The organism is Lujinxingia sediminis, assembly GCF_004005565.1.
In the GTDB taxonomy this organism is placed as follows: domain Bacteria; phylum Myxococcota_A; class Bradymonadia; order Bradymonadales; family Bradymonadaceae; genus Lujinxingia; species Lujinxingia sediminis.
In genome coordinates this window covers 103,118-117,230 of the sequence record NZ_SADD01000013.1, presented here as the reverse complement: position 1 = coordinate 117,230, position 14,113 = coordinate 103,118, and the positions used below count along the sequence as shown (strand labels likewise).

Sequence of the window (14,113 nt, the reverse complement as noted above, 5' to 3'; positions counted from 1 at the left end):
GCCCCAACATAAACAAGTGTAACCCAGTGAGCCCGAACCATGTCCGACTCTCCGATTTTGCTCCTCGATGTGATGAGCACGCTTGTCTACGACCCCATCGCCCGCGAGATTCCGAACTTCTTCGACCTACCCCTTCCCAAACTCTTCGAGGTCAAGCACCCCTCCGCCTGGGTGGACTTCGAGCATGGTACACTCGCTGAAGACGACTTCTACGGCATCTTTTTACCGCCCCCTTACGGCCCGGTCGATGGCGAGCGCCTTAAAGCCGTGCTGCACGACGCCTACCGCTGGCTCGATGGCATTGAAGCGCTGCTCACCGACCTGCACGCGGCCGGGATTCCCATGCACACCCTTTCGAACTATCCGGTCTGGTACGAGATCATTGAGTCCAGCCTCAACCTCTCGCGCTTTCTGCCCTGGACCTTCGTGTCCTGCCATACCGGTGTTCGAAAACCCAACCCCGAAGCCTACCTGGGCGCAGCGTCCACCCTGGGAGTCGACCCGGCACGCTGCATCTTCGTCGATGATCGCCTCAAAAACTGCGAGGCTGCACGCCACACCGGCATGCGCGCCATCGTCTTTGAGAGCGCTGCGCAGTTGCGCGAGGAACTCGTCTTCCACGGGGTGCTTCAGCGCTGATCGCCGACGTGCAACACCTGCTCATTGAGCTCCTCATCATCGCGGGCCATCAATACCGCTGACTCCATAAAACTCTGCAGCTGGCGCACGTTCCCCGGCCACCGGTACGTCTCCATCCAACGCGCCAGGCTCGACCCGATGCTGCGGCAGGCCGCACTGTGGCGGTGCGTAAACTTCGCGAGGAAGATGCGCGCCAGGGGCAGAATATCCTCACGACGCTCGCGCAGCGGCGGCACCTCCAGCACCCCGGGCTTTAGCAGCTGATAAAGATCTTCGCGCAGCACACCGCGATCACGCAGTTTTTCAAGGTCATGGTGGGTGCTGGCGATCACGCGTGTCTCAATGCGTCGCCCCACGCCCTCGCCAATGCGTCGAACCTCTCGCTCCTGAATCACCCGCACGATCTTGCCCTGCATCATCGGCGAGAGACGGTCGATCTCGTCGAGGAAGACGGTACCGTCGCGGGCCAGCTCGAAGATGCCCTCGCGCGGGGCCACCGCTCCGATAAGTTCGCTGGCCACACAGCCAAAAAGTTCAATATCCACAAGCTCACGCGGCACCTCTGCGCAGTTCATACGGATGAGCATCCCGCCCTGCCGACCACCCAGATGATGCAACGCCCTCGCCAGCAGCTCTTTGCCCGTGCCGGCCTCCCCGGTCATGAGAACCGGCTCACAGTCATCGCCGCGCGCGTTCACCTGCTCGTAGACCTCACGCATCGCGGCGCTCTCACACACCAGATCTTTGAAGAGATAGTGGCGCCGCTCCCGCTCTCGAAAGTAGCGGTTTTCCTCGATGGCCTCGGCCAGCTCCTGACGTAGTCGGCGCCGCTCCGCCAGCACAAGTGCAGGCGCTCCAAAGCGAGCCGCGTGCGGGTTCAACGATTCCCGAAGTTTCTCAATCGACGCCCCGACCTGCCCGGAAGCAAAGAGCACGCCGCAGCTCTGCTGACCGTGCCCGAAGGGCAAAAAGAGCTCCGCGCCCTCATCGTGATGATGGCGCCAGACCGCATCACCGCGCGCAATGAGATGCTCGCGTAGCTGCGGATCCCGTGCCAGCAGGCTGGATAGCGGCGCAGCTTGAGGCCCGCCCGGTGCGCTTGCCTCAACGTCTTCGGCACCGTCGCACCAGATCACCTCGTGGAAAAACGTGTCCTCACCGGCCCATAATATCGCAGCGGACGCATCCACTCGCACAAAGGTATTCTGCTGGACCAGCGCCTCCTCAAACGCACGCAGCACAATGGCCCAGCCCGCGCCTTCGGCGATCTGGCGATGAAGCGCCAGCGACGCACGCGCGTCTGACTCCCCCAGGGGCTCCCCGCGACTCAAACTGACAACCTCAAGCTCACTCTGCCCCCCAAAGGAGGTCGCAACGATCTCCAGGGTGACCCCTGCGCTCTGAAACACCAGGCGATCGCCGGCCTGCACCTCCCACGGCACGACCTCGTCTTCAGGCATCTCCGGGGTCACCTGCTGCTCATCGCGGTACAGCGCGACCGCATCGGGAGCGTGCCGCCAGAGCAGCCGTGGTCCCCCGGTTCCATCATCGACCAACGCCCCCCACTCCCAGCCCTCGGGACCGCGCTCCATCGACACCCCACCGGAGGCGTCGGTCCACAGCGATACCCGCTCGCCCATCATCGCGTAGCGCTCCTCCTGCCCTTCGCCTACCCATCGCAGTCGCCAGGCCATCGCATCCACCTCATGCCGGGTTCACCGGGCGTGCGCCCGGTCTTCATCATAAATCGTCAGGGTGCCGGGGACCGGGACCGGCGCTCAACTCGAACTCTTCCAGGGTCGGCACCGGCGCGACCTCAGGCATCGGTGCCTCCGGATCGTTGCGCCGCGCCTGCACGCTGGCCCAGGCCTGCAACCGAAACGCGTCTCGGCTCTCGGCGCGCAACGTAGTCACCCGTCGCATCGTCGCCTCACAGGCCTCATAATCGCGCTGCTCACAGCTCTGGTAGCCGATGATATAGAGGCGCTGCGCGCGCTCTTCCTGGCTCATCGTAAACGCGGCTTGCTTCTCGGCGAGCTCCTCGTGAGCGCGCGTGGCGGCCAGAAGGGCCGGCTCAATCGCCTCGTCGACCTCCACGGCCGCGACATCGATCATCGCCGCAACAAGCTCGCGCTCGGCGTGCTGTCGAGTCTGCTCGCGCTGCGCTTCGATCAGGCCATAGGTGTACACCGAGAGCGAGGCGACCAACCCCACGGCCAACCACCACCTCAGCGCAAACAACGCGGCGCGACGCGTCTCTCCAGGCTCGGGACGCGGCGCGTAATAGCGGCGCACCTGCTCACCATAACTCCAGGCATCGCGCACCGCGCGGTACCACGGGACGAACAGAAAGAAGGTCAGCGCGAAGCGCTGGGCCTTCTCCGGCTGACCGTTGAAGATCTGGCCAGCCCCGGGGGCCAGCGCGCTGAAAAGCGCCGCCAGGAGCGGCACATGATCCGGGCGCGGGTCATAACCGCGGGGAGCATAAGGCGGCCGCTCCTCATAAAACTGCATCGCCTCGGCCAGACGTGCCCGGTCGGGCCTGGCGGCACGCGCTTCGCGCTCAGCCTCCCCGGGCGACTCGACCTGACGCCCCGGCGACGAGGCCCCCTCCGCAGGCGCTGAGGCGCGCTCACCGATGACCACACGCGCCGACGGCACCTCTGCTACCACGCGCGGCGATGGATCGCGCCCTGCGCCCTGGCCGGCGTGCAGATCCGGGAAAAACTCCGCCCAGGGGTTCTCTTCGCCCGAGCCATACGAGACAGGTATCTCGGTGCTATCGGAGCTCGGTGGCTTTATGCTCCCCCCCTCGCTCACCTGCGTTCCCTCCGACATCTCATTCTCGGCCTCTCTCTCCCGCGAGGGGGACGCATCGCTCCTGCCGCGCTGCAAGAGCGCCGCCCCCTTGCCCCCGCCGCTCTCCGAGACCACCTTCGAGGGTATCTTCAATCGCATAAGCTCCCGCTGCAGCTCCAACGACTCGCTGTAGCTGAGCGCCTCGGCAATCGCCACATCCCCCGACTTCAACATGCCCTCGATCTCAGCCGCACCTCGGCCCGAAAGACGAGCCACCCGTGCAGCCAAATCACCCACCTCCACCGAGGCCTCCCCGGCGGATACTTTGACGCAGTACTGTGCTGCCATCGCGCTCGTCGCTCCCAAGAATGTTCCGCAGGGTCTCTCGCTCCCAGCTTAACCCAGCTGCCCGGCTGTGGCCAACCCTACCCACCCGCGCTTGGACCGCCCCCCCAAAGCGTGATACGACTTCCGGGCCTCGTTCTGACCACCTGATACTCGCCAGACCACTGTGTTGAGGCACCTGCGCTGGAGACGACTATGCTGCGATCTGTGCTTACCCGAGCTTCTGCTCTGCTTCTCGTGCTTACCCTTGTGACACTCTCAGGCTGTCTGCTCGATCCAACCGAGCCGGGCATCGTCTCGATGACCATCACCCCCGACGCCATCTCGACGTCGGACACTGGTATGACCGACGAGTTCTTCACCGTCGAGATCACCGTCACTAACTTCACCGATGAAATCGACCAGGTCACCGTTTTCACTCAGGATCCACGCGTCGAAGCCGAGCCACAAAACGTCGTCGTCGAAGGTAACGTTGTCGTGCTCAGCGGTATCGCCAAGAGCTGGTTCAGGGACTTCGAACCGGGCGTGCACAACATCGGAGCGACCGTCGAATCTGCGACCGCCTCGATCACCGAAAACAACCTGGCAACCGTTACCATCGAATAAGCATCACGCGCAGCGGGACGACCACTCGCTTCGCCCCGCCCTCGCGCGCACATCTGCTCGCCAGACACCGCCATCTTTGGGGGGAGCGGGTAGACCTGACGCGCTTCGCGCTTAGAGTTTGCCACACAAACCCGCCTGTCAGAGACGCTCGAAACCCAGAGCGCTCCGGCGCTGTCTTTCCCACCGGAGGTTCCGTGCAACGCCAACCCGACTCCCCATCGGTGGCCGGATTCAACGCGGCGATCCAGGGCCTCTCCGAGGGGGTCTCCAACCTGGTTCGACAACACGTGGAACTCGCCCGCCACGAGGCTAAAGACGAGCTCAAACAGGCCGCCACCCAGGTGATCGGTCTGGTCATCTTCGGTGCAATCGCCCTGGTGGGCTACCTCCTTCTTCTGGCCACCATTGTGCTGCTCGCGCTCTGGCTGGGCGGTGTCGGGCCGATGTTCATCGCCTGTGCCATCCTGGCTGGCCTACATCTGGCCGTCTCGGGAGTGGCCATCGCACGACTCTCCAGCCAGCTCAATGACAGCGGCGTGAGTCTGCCCCAGATTTCGGAAGAGCTTGAGAGGAACAAGCAATGGATAAAGCAACTTCGCAAGAGCTCATCCCCGCAACTACCGGCGGAGCCCTCGTAAGCGCTCGCCGTCCGGCGAGCACCCCCGAAGAGATCCGGCAAGAGATCGAGGCCTCTCGGCGCCAGATCGCCTCCAGCCTGGACATGCTTCAACATGAGGTCCGCTCCACCATGGACCGCGCGCTTGACTGGCGTCAGTGGGTCCACGATCATCCCCAAAAAGCCGTTGGGATCGCCTTCGGGGTAGGCCTCTACTTTGCACTCCGCTGAGCTACGTTGAAATTGGGGCATACGTGCGCACGTTGGTGCTCACTTCTATTTCTACGAACCGATGTCGCGCCAGCCGGCGCATTGATCGCGATGAGGACTTTCTGTCATGACTGAGGCAAAAACCACCACCTCTACCTCGCCACAACAGCCCCAGACCGAGCCCGGTGTCAGCGAGCGCGCTGCTGAGGCCCGCGCCCGCATCGAAGCGCAGTATCACGACATGGAGCAGAGCTACGATCAGACCCGCCAGCGCCTCCAGGAGTTCAACGATCAGGCCGTCGACTTCATCCGTACCAACCCCGGTCTTGCAATCGCCGGCGCGGTTGCCGCCGGCTATCTGATCGGCCGACTCGCCAGCCGCCGCTGGCTGGCATAATGCCCTGCATTCCCCACTGAACTTGCGCTGACCTCGCTGCTGAGAGCTTTGTTATGTCGGAATTCAAGCAAGACCTGGAACAAACCCGAGACTACCTCGATGAGTCGCGCCGCATCGTCAACGATGCCCGACACCTCTACGATGACTTTCGTCGCGACAATCCCCTGGGCCACATCTATGAGCGCAACCCCTACGCCGTGCTGGCCGCTGCGGCCGGCGTCGGCTACGTGCTCGGCGGAGGGCTACTTACCCCCTTTACTCGCCGCCTGATGCGGGTCGGAATCAAAGCGATGGTCTTGCCTGTCGCAGCCTCACACTTACGTTCACTCACCAACACCGAGAGCGATCCCTCAACGCACTGAGCCTATGACGCTCGGTCTTCCGGCGCTCTCGCGCCCGAACTCTACGCCCTAAGGAGAGCCATATGGACTGGAAAAAGGTACTTAACGACGTCAATCGCAATGTCAGCACCACCTACGACGCTTCCATCGAGAATGTGCTCGACCGCCTTGGCCTCGAACATCGCAAGAGCACGATGGATGTCGTCCTGCCGATGCTGGGCGTGTTTGGTGCCGGAATCGCCGTAGGCGCCTCTCTGGGACTGCTCTTTGCGCCCAAGCGAGGCAACGAACTACGCAACGAGCTCCGCCACTCCATCGAAGATCTGCGCGAACGCAGCACCGAAAAATTCAACGAAGTCAGCCGTAAGACGCGCGAGGGCAACGAGACCGCGCTGGCTCAAGAAACGGACTCCTCGGCCGCTCGTAGCTGATCCGAACACCTCACAGCCCCGCACCAGAGAAAAGCGCCTTCGTCATGATGACGAAGGCGCTTCTTTCATTCCTACCTGTGAGCGTGTCCTGCTAGTCAGCCTTCCACCGCCAGTCGCCGATGGGAGTTCTCCTGGCGCTTCGACCACGTCGAGGGCACCGCGTACATCACATGCTCCTCGGGTTTCTCTGGCAGATAGATCACCCCGAGAGGATCTCCTGGCTTAAGATCGAGAAAGGCCCGATCGTCCGTGGCCAGGCTGCCGTACACATAGCTCCCCGGAGCCGGATAGCGGTAAGTAAGATGCACACCGGCGCCACGTTCTCCGCCAATATCCGAAAGGCAAGCGGTCACCTCACCCAGCGTATAAGTCCCGGCCCGATACACCGAGATGTCGTGAAAGGCCCGAGCACACGCTGCCAACGCCATTCCCAGCGTACACACGAACACGAAGCTCCCCAGCACAGCAAAGCCCACCATTCCCGCCATCCAGACCGCGATCGGAAAACTCAACGTCGCCAGGCATGCGATGATGTTCACCATCACAACACCCAGGTGACTGCGCCCCAGATAGGCGTCCCGCAAAAAAAAGCCCGGGAAAGGGCGAGGGGCCGGCAATATCTCATGCGGCACCGGAAGACGTCCGACGACCGTCTGCCGCGGGATCATCAAGAACTCATCCTTCAACGCCTCAAGCGCCTCCGCGGCGCTTTGCATCCGACGGTCCACTTCTGGCTCCGTCATCGCCAGGAGGACCCGCTCCAACCCGATTGTGACCGGCAGATCCTCGGGCAGCCGAAACGTATGCAGCCCATCGAAGAGCTCCCCGGGCGGAGTGCCACTCAAAAGCTGAACAGCGCTGGCCCCAAGGGCAAAGACATCCGTCGCCGCACGCGCAGCGCCGGCGTACTGCTCGGGAGGCATATAACCGAAGGTCCCCACAATCGTTGAGCCCAGCCCCTCGGCGGTTACCGACTCACGAACCGCGCCAAAGTCGATCACTACCAATGAGCCATCCTCGCGCATCATCAAGTTCGCCGGCTTGATGTCACGGTGAATGACCGGCGGATTGAGCTGGTGCAGATAATCCAGCACCTCGAGCGTCTGGCTCAGAATATCGCGAACTTCCTGCTCAACGAAGCGATACCCCTTATCAAGCATATCCTGAAGATTTCTTCCCTCGATGTAGCTCTGGACGAGAAAGAGGCGATCAGGCGCGTCACCGTCCTCGTCCTCGATCGTAAAATGCTCGTAGTAGCGCGGAATCCCGGGATGATCGAGGCTGCGTAGCATCTCGCACTCACGATGAAAGAGCTCGTAGTCCTTCCAGCGCTTCATACGGCTTGGCAAGAGTTCCTTAACCGCAACACGCCGCTCTCCGGCATCCAGATCCCGGGCCAGGTAGGTTCGCCCCAGAGCCCCTTCACCCAGCGCTCGAATCAGCGCGTATCGCCCGCGAATCACTTCGAGAAAACTTTCCTCAACGGTGATCCCACGCTGCGAGACGTCCTCTAGCTCTTCACCCATGGCTCGACTCTCAAGACCGACACCCTACGCTCGAAATCGTTCGGCCCAGACTAGTGCAGCCGACGAAGCGCAGCAACGCCAACCCGGCATCACCACGAAGAACGCTCACACTCAAAGCCCTCGCGGTCCCACAGGTAAGCTCCCACGGAGTCTTAGCGATACTACCGATGCGTTGCCGGGCAACGGGACGCACAGAACGCACGCCTATCCCCCCCTTCCGACCGGCTCATACTCTGCCCAACAAGGACGGTCCCCCCCCCCGCGCCGGGCACAAGCTCCCCGATTTGTGCCACACACATGAGCAACCGTCAGGATGCCGGTGAAACTCAGGCACCAAACCCTTACGCTACGCCCCGCCCCTCAATATGCGGACTCAGGCACGAAGATGATGTCCCCGGGAAGAAGCCTGAGGTTTCGCTGGCGCCCCTCAACAATCTCCTGGAGAGGCACACGGACCTGAATCTCAACACCATCGACCACACGCGTCAGTTTGGTGTTGTTGGTGCTCGCGCGCTCGTTAAATCCCCCTGCGAGAGCAAAGGCTTCAATGATGCTGATGTTGTTTTTATAAGGAAACGTCCCGGGCTCCCGCACTTCACCGAAAATGAAAATACGTTTGGAGTTGTACTCGACGATGGTGCACTGCACGTTCGGTTCTTTCAGAAACTTCTGGCCGAGCCCCAGGGTTAGCTCGACTTCAACGTCGGTGCACGTCAACCCATCAGCCCTGAACCGCCCCACATGCGGATAATTGATGGTCCCATCCGCGCCAACTGTAAACTCGCCGCTCAGGGCCTCCTCACCATAGACGCGCAGCAAAAATCGATCGCCAGGACCGAGCTCGCCGGTCGGAGGAAGTTCGGCCTGCTGTTCCACGAGGGCCAGATAAGCCGGGTCCACCCGCTCGTGAGCACATCCACTCAGAAGCCCGACCAGCAGGAGACACACCGCCAGAAAGGGCAGACACCCCTTTACCTTTCTCACAGGACACTCTCCCGGGTTTCGAGACTCAGGGGCAAGGCTTCACACACCAGAACGCCCCGATCAATACGTCAGCGTCGTCGTCAACACCACATGATGGCGCTGATAATCCCTTACCGAGCTCTCTCCAGGCCCCTCCACCTGCACCACATCCTTTGTGAAGTTGGAGACAAAGCGATAGGACAGCCCCAGATCCCAACCCCGACGAAGCTCCACAGAAGCCTCTCCCTCCACACCAACCAGCAGGTCGGAGAGGTTCTCGGGAATGATGATAACATTGTCCTGGGTCTGTACCCGGCTCACGCCGAGATCGGCGTAATCGCGCATCTGGGCGTCGGCTTCCACACCCAACTTCAATCGACCACCCACCAGCCCCTGCTGAAAACCGACGAGTGCACGGTGGTACGTGTAGAAGTTACCGATCGTCGAGTCGGCAAAGTCGCGTTGGTAGCCGGCCCTGATACGGCTATCCAGATCAACCGGTCCAAACTGATAACTGGCCTCCGCCTTCACCAGAAGCCCTCGGAAATCAGGCCCGTTCGGGTCTTGATAGAAACCCCAGCCATAACCCGCCTGCAGTCCCAGAGTGACGCGCTGAGTAATCAAGCCACGAAGCCCACCCAGAAGTCGCAACGGATTACTATTGGTGTTCAGCAGTCGCCCATCCGCACTGATAACCTCCCCGGAAGGCCCGCCCTGTACCGGACTTTCGTAACCAATCCGCCGATAATCCGCCGAGGCCACAAATGCAGTCTTGGGAAGGAACGACCAATGCCCATTCCACCCGATATGATGGGTATGACGGTCGAGCTCCTTGTAAATATTATGACGGTAGAGCGAAAAATCGTAGCTCAGATAGGTCTCAAGTACCCGCCCACCTGGATGAAACCCCAGCATCGCGCCAGCGCGGTTAAAGATACGATTAACCGACTCGGCCGACTCGTAGCTCGGAGCTTCATTGGTTCGCACGAAGGTCTCGGAGAGCCGAAAACTGACCGCGCCTCGAGGATTCCAGGTGAGATTGGCCCCAAGATTGGCTGACAGACCGCTCTGGGCGGCCACCGTCTCCTCTGAACTCAAATACTGACGCCAGCCCACCGAGGCATCGCCATTGAGATCCCACATGCCCGGGTCAGGCGTCTCCAGCCTCAACCCGGGCTGAACGAAACCCTCAGGCGCCTGGCGAATGCTTGAGCTCTCTCGACTCGACGAATAGTAGAGGTTGGAGTCAAACCCTGCTCCCAGCGTCACCCCCGGGTGAAGACGCAGGTTTCCTCCCCCGACACCATCGCCCCACTCCGCCGAGGCGGAGGCCGAAGTCAAAAGAACTGCACTAGCCACTGCGCAGAGCGCGGCCGTTTTCATCCATCGTCCCGTCATGGGCACACTCATCTATCGGGAAGTGGGGCGTCACTCGCGATGCGCCCCCACTGGCTTATTGATAGGGCGTCAGCTCCGGCAGGCGATCGAGCACATCACGCTCATCACCGAGGAACTCCTCGTCGGGAGAACCAATGCCAGGGTCAACCGAGACCTCCAGCACCGCGTCATCCGCATACCGAAGCTCCTGACCTGCACACACCCGCGCCTCCTCCCCAAGGCCGGAGACACGCTGACCGGCAATACTGATCAGCGTGTAATGGTGCTTGGACGCCTCCAGGTCGTTGGCCGCTACGCTATCCGAAAGGCTGACGTAGCTCTGCTCACTGACCTTCACAAAGCCCCTGATCGAAGCCAACTTCTCATTCACACAGTTAATCTTCAAAATATCGCGCTCTTCATCGCGAGCGCTCTCAAGGAGCTGGTTGGTGCTTTCCAGGGTGACCCGCATCGCATCAATTTTGTTGGCAGCGCGGTCGCCCATCTGGCCGGGTGAAAGCGAATCGAGATCCTCGTCAATCACCCCCCCGCCGTTGCGATCGTTGAAATCGGTCAACAGACGCTCACCGTTGCCGTTTTGCTGAGCCAGCGCACTCGGCCCGGCCAGCAGCAACGTGAGCCCTACCATCGTCGCCCATCGCATCGTGGTGTTCATGCCAAATCCTGGGATCAAGGGTCGGGAGACACATCACTGCACACCAACGTTGCGCTGCCCGACCGGTTGCGACGGCTCCCAACTCTCTGCTTGAGCAAAGCGGGTTTCCCCCGTCGTCGTGATCGTCTCCACTTAATTATAAGATCGCCGGTGCCCCCATCAAGAATGAGCGCTCCCCCCCCAACCCGGGCCGGCGATCAGCCTCCGGGCGAAAATACGAAGGGCAACGTAAACATCGAATCGCCACCTTCAGGAGCCGGCACACGAAGGCGGCGCTGAATCTCCTGGGCCACGCACTGGCCCACGCCGCCGCCAACACCGTCAGCCGCTACTTTAGTGTCGCTGACCCGTCCGCGAGAACCTGCAGCCGAGACCGTGACCAGAATACGCACGGTCCCCTGCGCGCTGTTGTTGCGCCGAAGCTCTCGCTCGTAGCAATCCTGAATATTGCGTTGAATCTGGCGCAGAGCCCGGGAAACTGCCGCCTGGTCAAGGGTGCCGCCGATCGCATCATCGGGATTTTGGATCTGCACCGGGCGTGCACGCACGGTCGTTTCTTCGCGCTTGCCGGTGTCCACACCGCCTTTGGCCTTGGATGCGCCCTTCGTCGAGCCGATCTCGCCGATATCGGCACGCGTCCCAACGCCGTCAGCCGCGCTGTCTCCCCGACCCAGCGCGAGACGATCTCCGCCCCCGGCCTGGTATTCCACTCGAGAAGACCCGGCGAACGCCTCATCCGCGCCCAGATTTCGCAGGCTGTCCGTTACGCGGGCAATCGCCGACTCCCCACCTTCACCATCGGCTTGAAGCACGCGCAGTACGGTAGCATCACGGACGTCTTCGGTCAGACGTAGACGCTCCTCCTGACGCGCGTCTGCGACCTCTTCAGGCGTGCGGCTCGGAGCAGGTTCAGCCGGCTGAGGAGCCGCTTCACCTTCCTCCTTCCCTTCGCCTTCCTCCGTCTCGTTCAGTTCGATCTCTTCGGGCTCCGGCTCGTCTTGCTTCTCCTCGACCATGATTCGAGCAATGCGATCCGGAATACGGAACTCCGTCTCTTCGGGAACCGGCCAATCCTGGTTTTCCACGAAGACGACGAAGCCGACCTGAATCAGCGCCGAGAGAAGAAGTAGCATCGCCAGGGGGCGATCGATGCTGGACATAAATCCGCCACGCATCGATGCCGGCAGGACGGGTGCCGGACGTACCGGCGGAGGCGTTACAAACTGGAAGAGAACCGTCGCCTCTCCGATCACCACGCGTCCACGCATCGTGACGTCGAGCTTGACCTGGTAGACGTCGCCCTTCTTCTTGGCCACACCGCTGGCGCGCAGTTCCTCAAACGACTGAACCGATCCGCCGCGGGAGACCCGCCCCTCCATCTTGTCGGTGAATTGAAGCGTGTAGCTGCCACCGCTCGGCTCAAAAAGCGCAAACGTCTTTGGCAGATTTGAAGCCGGAAGCACCAGCAAGTTGCGTTTGTAGTCGGATCCGATCGAAACCGTCTCTTCCTTTCGGAGGAGACGTTCTTCCAGAACTTTCTCGTTCTGGATCAATCCAACCCGCAATATTTTTCGACCGGATGCTTTTGCCATGGTGCGTTTCCTCGGAGCCTGACACTTCGGTGGGCTTTCAGAGCCCCCCGTCAAAGCCACCAATTTTCATACGCCAAGTCTCGCGAACCTGAACAACGAGGTCCATCCGATCTATCTCCTGCCCCCCGGAATACTCGCGGCGATGCCCCGATAGAGAGGGGCAGGAGATTAAATCTGGCCTCATTCGGCGGGTTGACCACCCAGCGACGAGAAAGTCGACTTGATGACCGCGAAGCGGAACTGGTTGAGCTGGGCCTGCGATGCGGTAAAGAGCACCTCCAGCATAAGTCGATGCGGCGTAGTCTGGTCGGCGATGATAGTCGCCTCCGGGACATAATCCTCTTGAAGGAGACGCTGCTCGTTCTTCTTCTGCTCGACCGCCCTGTTCAGCTCATCGAGCAGCGGTGTGATGCTCATACCCGACTCGCCCCCGCCACTCTTCTGGCTGGGATCGACCGCACCGTCTTTGACGTCAACGGCAAGGCTGTCATTCACCAGGATCGCAGTGCGCGTTACGGTAACGGTCGTGGCATCTTCCGGCGCGAGCTGAGAGGCACTCTGCGGAACCTTGAGGTCCTCGTCGATCGCCTTAAGCGGCTCTTCGCCGTAACTCTTGAGCAGGAAGACGAGCATGATAACCAGGATGTCCATCAACGAGTTGATGTTCAGTCCGGGTCCATCGTCATCCCCACGACGAGCCGCGCTCTTGGCGCGTTTAGCTTCGCGGGCACGTTGCGCCTTGATCCACTCTTCGTCGTCGTGACCGAAGCCACCTTGTTGATTTTCTGCCATGGATCACACTCGTAAGATGAGTTCTTCTTTTGCGAGTTTTCGAGTCAACGCTCTTTTAGAGGACACCGAAAGCGGGGTCACCAAAGAGAATCGAATAGGTATCGCCTTCCGTACGCGGCTTGGCGGCCCAGAAGTCCTCGTTGTTATCATACGAGTCTTCTTCCAGGCGGAAGCGCACCACGTCCATCACACGAGTCGTCAGCGCGAAGGGAAGCTCCGCGTCGGCGGTCAGTGTGACGGTCGTCTCCTCCGGAAATTCATTCTTAATGGTGGAGAGACGGTTGTAGAGTTCGCGGTAGTTGTAGGCGCCGAGCCCTTCCAGCAGCACTTCTTCACCACGAATCTTGTCGCTCGACGCGTAGAGTCGACGTGACTCCTCAAATCGTGCGCCGGGATCGACGGAGTCGTCTTCGAGACAAATCGAAGGTCCTCCCGTCGGACAGCCAGGCATCGGCTGCATCTTCGTGCCAGCGGCAGTGATGTAGAAGCCCTGAGCCGTCATACTGATCGCCAGATTGAGCGGCTGTTTGTCGTCTTCGGGCTCCGTGCGATGCGAAGTGGTCGCACCGCCCAGAGGCATCGTCACGTTAATGACGCTGACCTCCATAAAGACGACGGAGAGCAAGAGCATGGGAATCAAGATGATGACCAGGTTCATCATCGGCGCCAGGTCGATATCTTGAGGTAGCTTGACTTCCTCACGCTTTCGACGAGCCATCTGGCCTCCTTAACGAAATCGTAGACGTGCTTACTGATGCGAGCTATCTGCCGCAGACCGGGAAAGCACGGGGCGCCAGCTGCGG

At 61.1% G+C, this 14,113-nt stretch carries 16 protein-coding genes; 7 read left to right on the top strand and 9 right to left on the bottom strand.

Translation table 11 applies throughout. The features are described from left to right. The first annotated feature begins 39 nt into the window (after positions 1–39). Entirely contained in the window at positions 40–639 is a 600-nt protein-coding gene (locus EA187_RS17150) for an HAD family hydrolase (RefSeq protein ID WP_127781040.1), read from the top strand. Here EA187_RS17150 and EA187_RS17145 read toward each other — a convergent pair. Both EA187_RS17145 and EA187_RS17140 read right to left on the bottom strand, forming a co-directional pair. Next, on the bottom strand, positions 630–2,333 hold the full coding sequence (locus EA187_RS17145) for a sigma 54-interacting transcriptional regulator (RefSeq protein WP_127781039.1): 1,704 nt from the start codon (positions 2,331–2,333) through the stop codon (positions 630–632). The two genes, EA187_RS17150 and EA187_RS17145, sit on opposite strands and share 10 nt — an antisense overlap. A 46-nt stretch (positions 2,334–2,379) precedes the next feature. Beyond that, positions 2,380–3,786: a hypothetical protein gene (locus EA187_RS17140; RefSeq protein WP_127781038.1), complete on the bottom strand. Its 1,407-nt coding sequence runs from the start codon at positions 3,784–3,786 to the stop codon at positions 2,380–2,382. 192 nt (positions 3,787–3,978) lie between these two features. Between EA187_RS17140 and EA187_RS17135 the strand changes: the two genes are divergently transcribed. From EA187_RS17135 to EA187_RS17110, 6 genes are all read left to right on the top strand, one after another. Next, positions 3,979–4,389 carry a hypothetical protein gene (locus EA187_RS17135; protein WP_115604615.1) on the top strand — a complete coding sequence of 137 codons (411 nt, stop codon included), beginning with the start codon at positions 3,979–3,981 and terminating at the stop codon, positions 4,387–4,389. A 194-nt stretch (positions 4,390–4,583) separates the two neighbouring features. Continuing rightward, entirely contained in the window at positions 4,584–5,027 is a 444-nt protein-coding gene (locus tag EA187_RS20470; protein ID WP_164856360.1) for a phage holin family protein, read from the top strand. Then, positions 4,970–5,236, top strand: a complete 267-nt coding sequence (locus tag EA187_RS17125) for a DUF883 C-terminal domain-containing protein (RefSeq protein ID WP_115604619.1) — start codon at positions 4,970–4,972, stop codon at positions 5,234–5,236. The genes EA187_RS20470 and EA187_RS17125 overlap by 58 nt, the downstream gene beginning before the upstream one ends. 106 nt (positions 5,237–5,342) lie before the next feature. Further along, the gene (locus EA187_RS17120; protein WP_127781036.1) at positions 5,343–5,612 is read left to right on the top strand and encodes a hypothetical protein; all 270 of its coding nucleotides are present in this window, start codon (positions 5,343–5,345) and stop codon (positions 5,610–5,612) included. A 53-nt stretch (positions 5,613–5,665) separates the two neighbouring features. Then, positions 5,666–5,974, top strand: a complete 309-nt coding sequence (locus EA187_RS17115) for a hypothetical protein (protein WP_115604623.1) — start codon at positions 5,666–5,668, stop codon at positions 5,972–5,974. 62 nt (positions 5,975–6,036) lie between these two features. After that, on the top strand, positions 6,037–6,384 hold the full coding sequence (locus tag EA187_RS17110; RefSeq protein WP_115604625.1) for a YtxH domain-containing protein: 348 nt from the start codon (positions 6,037–6,039) through the stop codon (positions 6,382–6,384). A gap of 95 nt (positions 6,385–6,479) precedes the next feature. On the opposite strand, the gene EA187_RS17105 is transcribed toward EA187_RS17110, so the two are convergent. The 7 genes from EA187_RS17105 to EA187_RS17075 form a co-directional block, all read right to left on the bottom strand. Next, positions 6,480–7,910: a serine/threonine protein kinase gene (locus EA187_RS17105; RefSeq protein ID WP_127781035.1), complete on the bottom strand. Its 1,431-nt coding sequence runs from the start codon at positions 7,908–7,910 to the stop codon at positions 6,480–6,482. A 360-nt stretch (positions 7,911–8,270) separates the two neighbouring features. After that, on the bottom strand, positions 8,271–8,894 hold the full coding sequence (locus EA187_RS17100; protein ID WP_115604629.1) for a polysaccharide biosynthesis/export family protein: 624 nt from the start codon (positions 8,892–8,894) through the stop codon (positions 8,271–8,273). A gap of 60 nt (positions 8,895–8,954) precedes the next feature. After that, a complete protein-coding gene (locus tag EA187_RS17095) occupies positions 8,955–10,214 on the bottom strand; it encodes a hypothetical protein (protein WP_164856359.1) in 1,260 nt (419 codons plus the stop codon). A 112-nt stretch (positions 10,215–10,326) separates the two neighbouring features. Then, complete coding sequence (locus tag EA187_RS17090) at positions 10,327–10,926, bottom strand: hypothetical protein (RefSeq protein ID WP_115604633.1); 600 nt, start codon at positions 10,924–10,926, stop codon at positions 10,327–10,329. A gap of 197 nt (positions 10,927–11,123) precedes the next feature. Then, on the bottom strand, positions 11,124–12,518 hold the full coding sequence (locus EA187_RS17085; RefSeq protein ID WP_127781033.1) for an AgmX/PglI C-terminal domain-containing protein: 1,395 nt from the start codon (positions 12,516–12,518) through the stop codon (positions 11,124–11,126). 180 nt (positions 12,519–12,698) lie between these two features. Then, on the bottom strand, positions 12,699–13,310 hold the full coding sequence (locus tag EA187_RS17080) for an ExbD/TolR family protein (RefSeq protein WP_115604637.1): 612 nt from the start codon (positions 13,308–13,310) through the stop codon (positions 12,699–12,701). 55 nt (positions 13,311–13,365) lie between these two features. Next, positions 13,366–14,028, bottom strand: coding sequence for an ExbD/TolR family protein (locus tag EA187_RS17075; protein ID WP_127781032.1), 663 nt, complete (start codon positions 14,026–14,028; stop codon positions 13,366–13,368). Positions 14,029–14,113 lie beyond the last annotated feature (85 nt).

What these genes read in the sequence shown, in the direction of transcription:
- EA187_RS17140 (WP_127781038.1), bottom strand. Translation starts at nt 3,786, where the DNA reads ATGGCAGCACAGTACTGCGTCAAAGTATCCGCCGGGGAGGCCTCGGTG.
- EA187_RS17105 (WP_127781035.1), bottom strand. Translation starts at nt 7,910, where the DNA reads ATGGGTGAAGAGCTAGAGGACGTCTCGCAGCGTGGGATCACCGTTGAG.
- EA187_RS17075 (WP_127781032.1), bottom strand. Translation starts at nt 14,028, where the DNA reads ATGGCTCGTCGAAAGCGTGAGGAAGTCAAGCTACCTCAAGATATCGAC.
- EA187_RS17120 (WP_127781036.1), top strand. Translation starts at nt 5,343, where the DNA reads ATGACTGAGGCAAAAACCACCACCTCTACCTCGCCACAACAGCCCCAG.
- EA187_RS17150 (WP_127781040.1), top strand. Translation starts at nt 40, where the DNA reads ATGTCCGACTCTCCGATTTTGCTCCTCGATGTGATGAGCACGCTTGTC.
- EA187_RS17145 (WP_127781039.1), bottom strand. Translation starts at nt 2,333, where the DNA reads ATGGCCTGGCGACTGCGATGGGTAGGCGAAGGGCAGGAGGAGCGCTAC.
- EA187_RS17115 (WP_115604623.1), top strand. Translation starts at nt 5,666, where the DNA reads ATGTCGGAATTCAAGCAAGACCTGGAACAAACCCGAGACTACCTCGAT.
- EA187_RS17080 (WP_115604637.1), bottom strand. Translation starts at nt 13,310, where the DNA reads ATGGCAGAAAATCAACAAGGTGGCTTCGGTCACGACGACGAAGAGTGG.
- EA187_RS17085 (WP_127781033.1), bottom strand. Translation starts at nt 12,518, where the DNA reads ATGGCAAAAGCATCCGGTCGAAAAATATTGCGGGTTGGATTGATCCAG.
- EA187_RS17125 (WP_115604619.1), top strand. Translation starts at nt 4,970, where the DNA reads ATGGATAAAGCAACTTCGCAAGAGCTCATCCCCGCAACTACCGGCGGA.
- EA187_RS17090 (WP_115604633.1), bottom strand. Translation starts at nt 10,926, where the DNA reads ATGAACACCACGATGCGATGGGCGACGATGGTAGGGCTCACGTTGCTG.
- EA187_RS17110 (WP_115604625.1), top strand. Translation starts at nt 6,037, where the DNA reads ATGGACTGGAAAAAGGTACTTAACGACGTCAATCGCAATGTCAGCACC.
- EA187_RS17135 (WP_115604615.1), top strand. Translation starts at nt 3,979, where the DNA reads ATGCTGCGATCTGTGCTTACCCGAGCTTCTGCTCTGCTTCTCGTGCTT.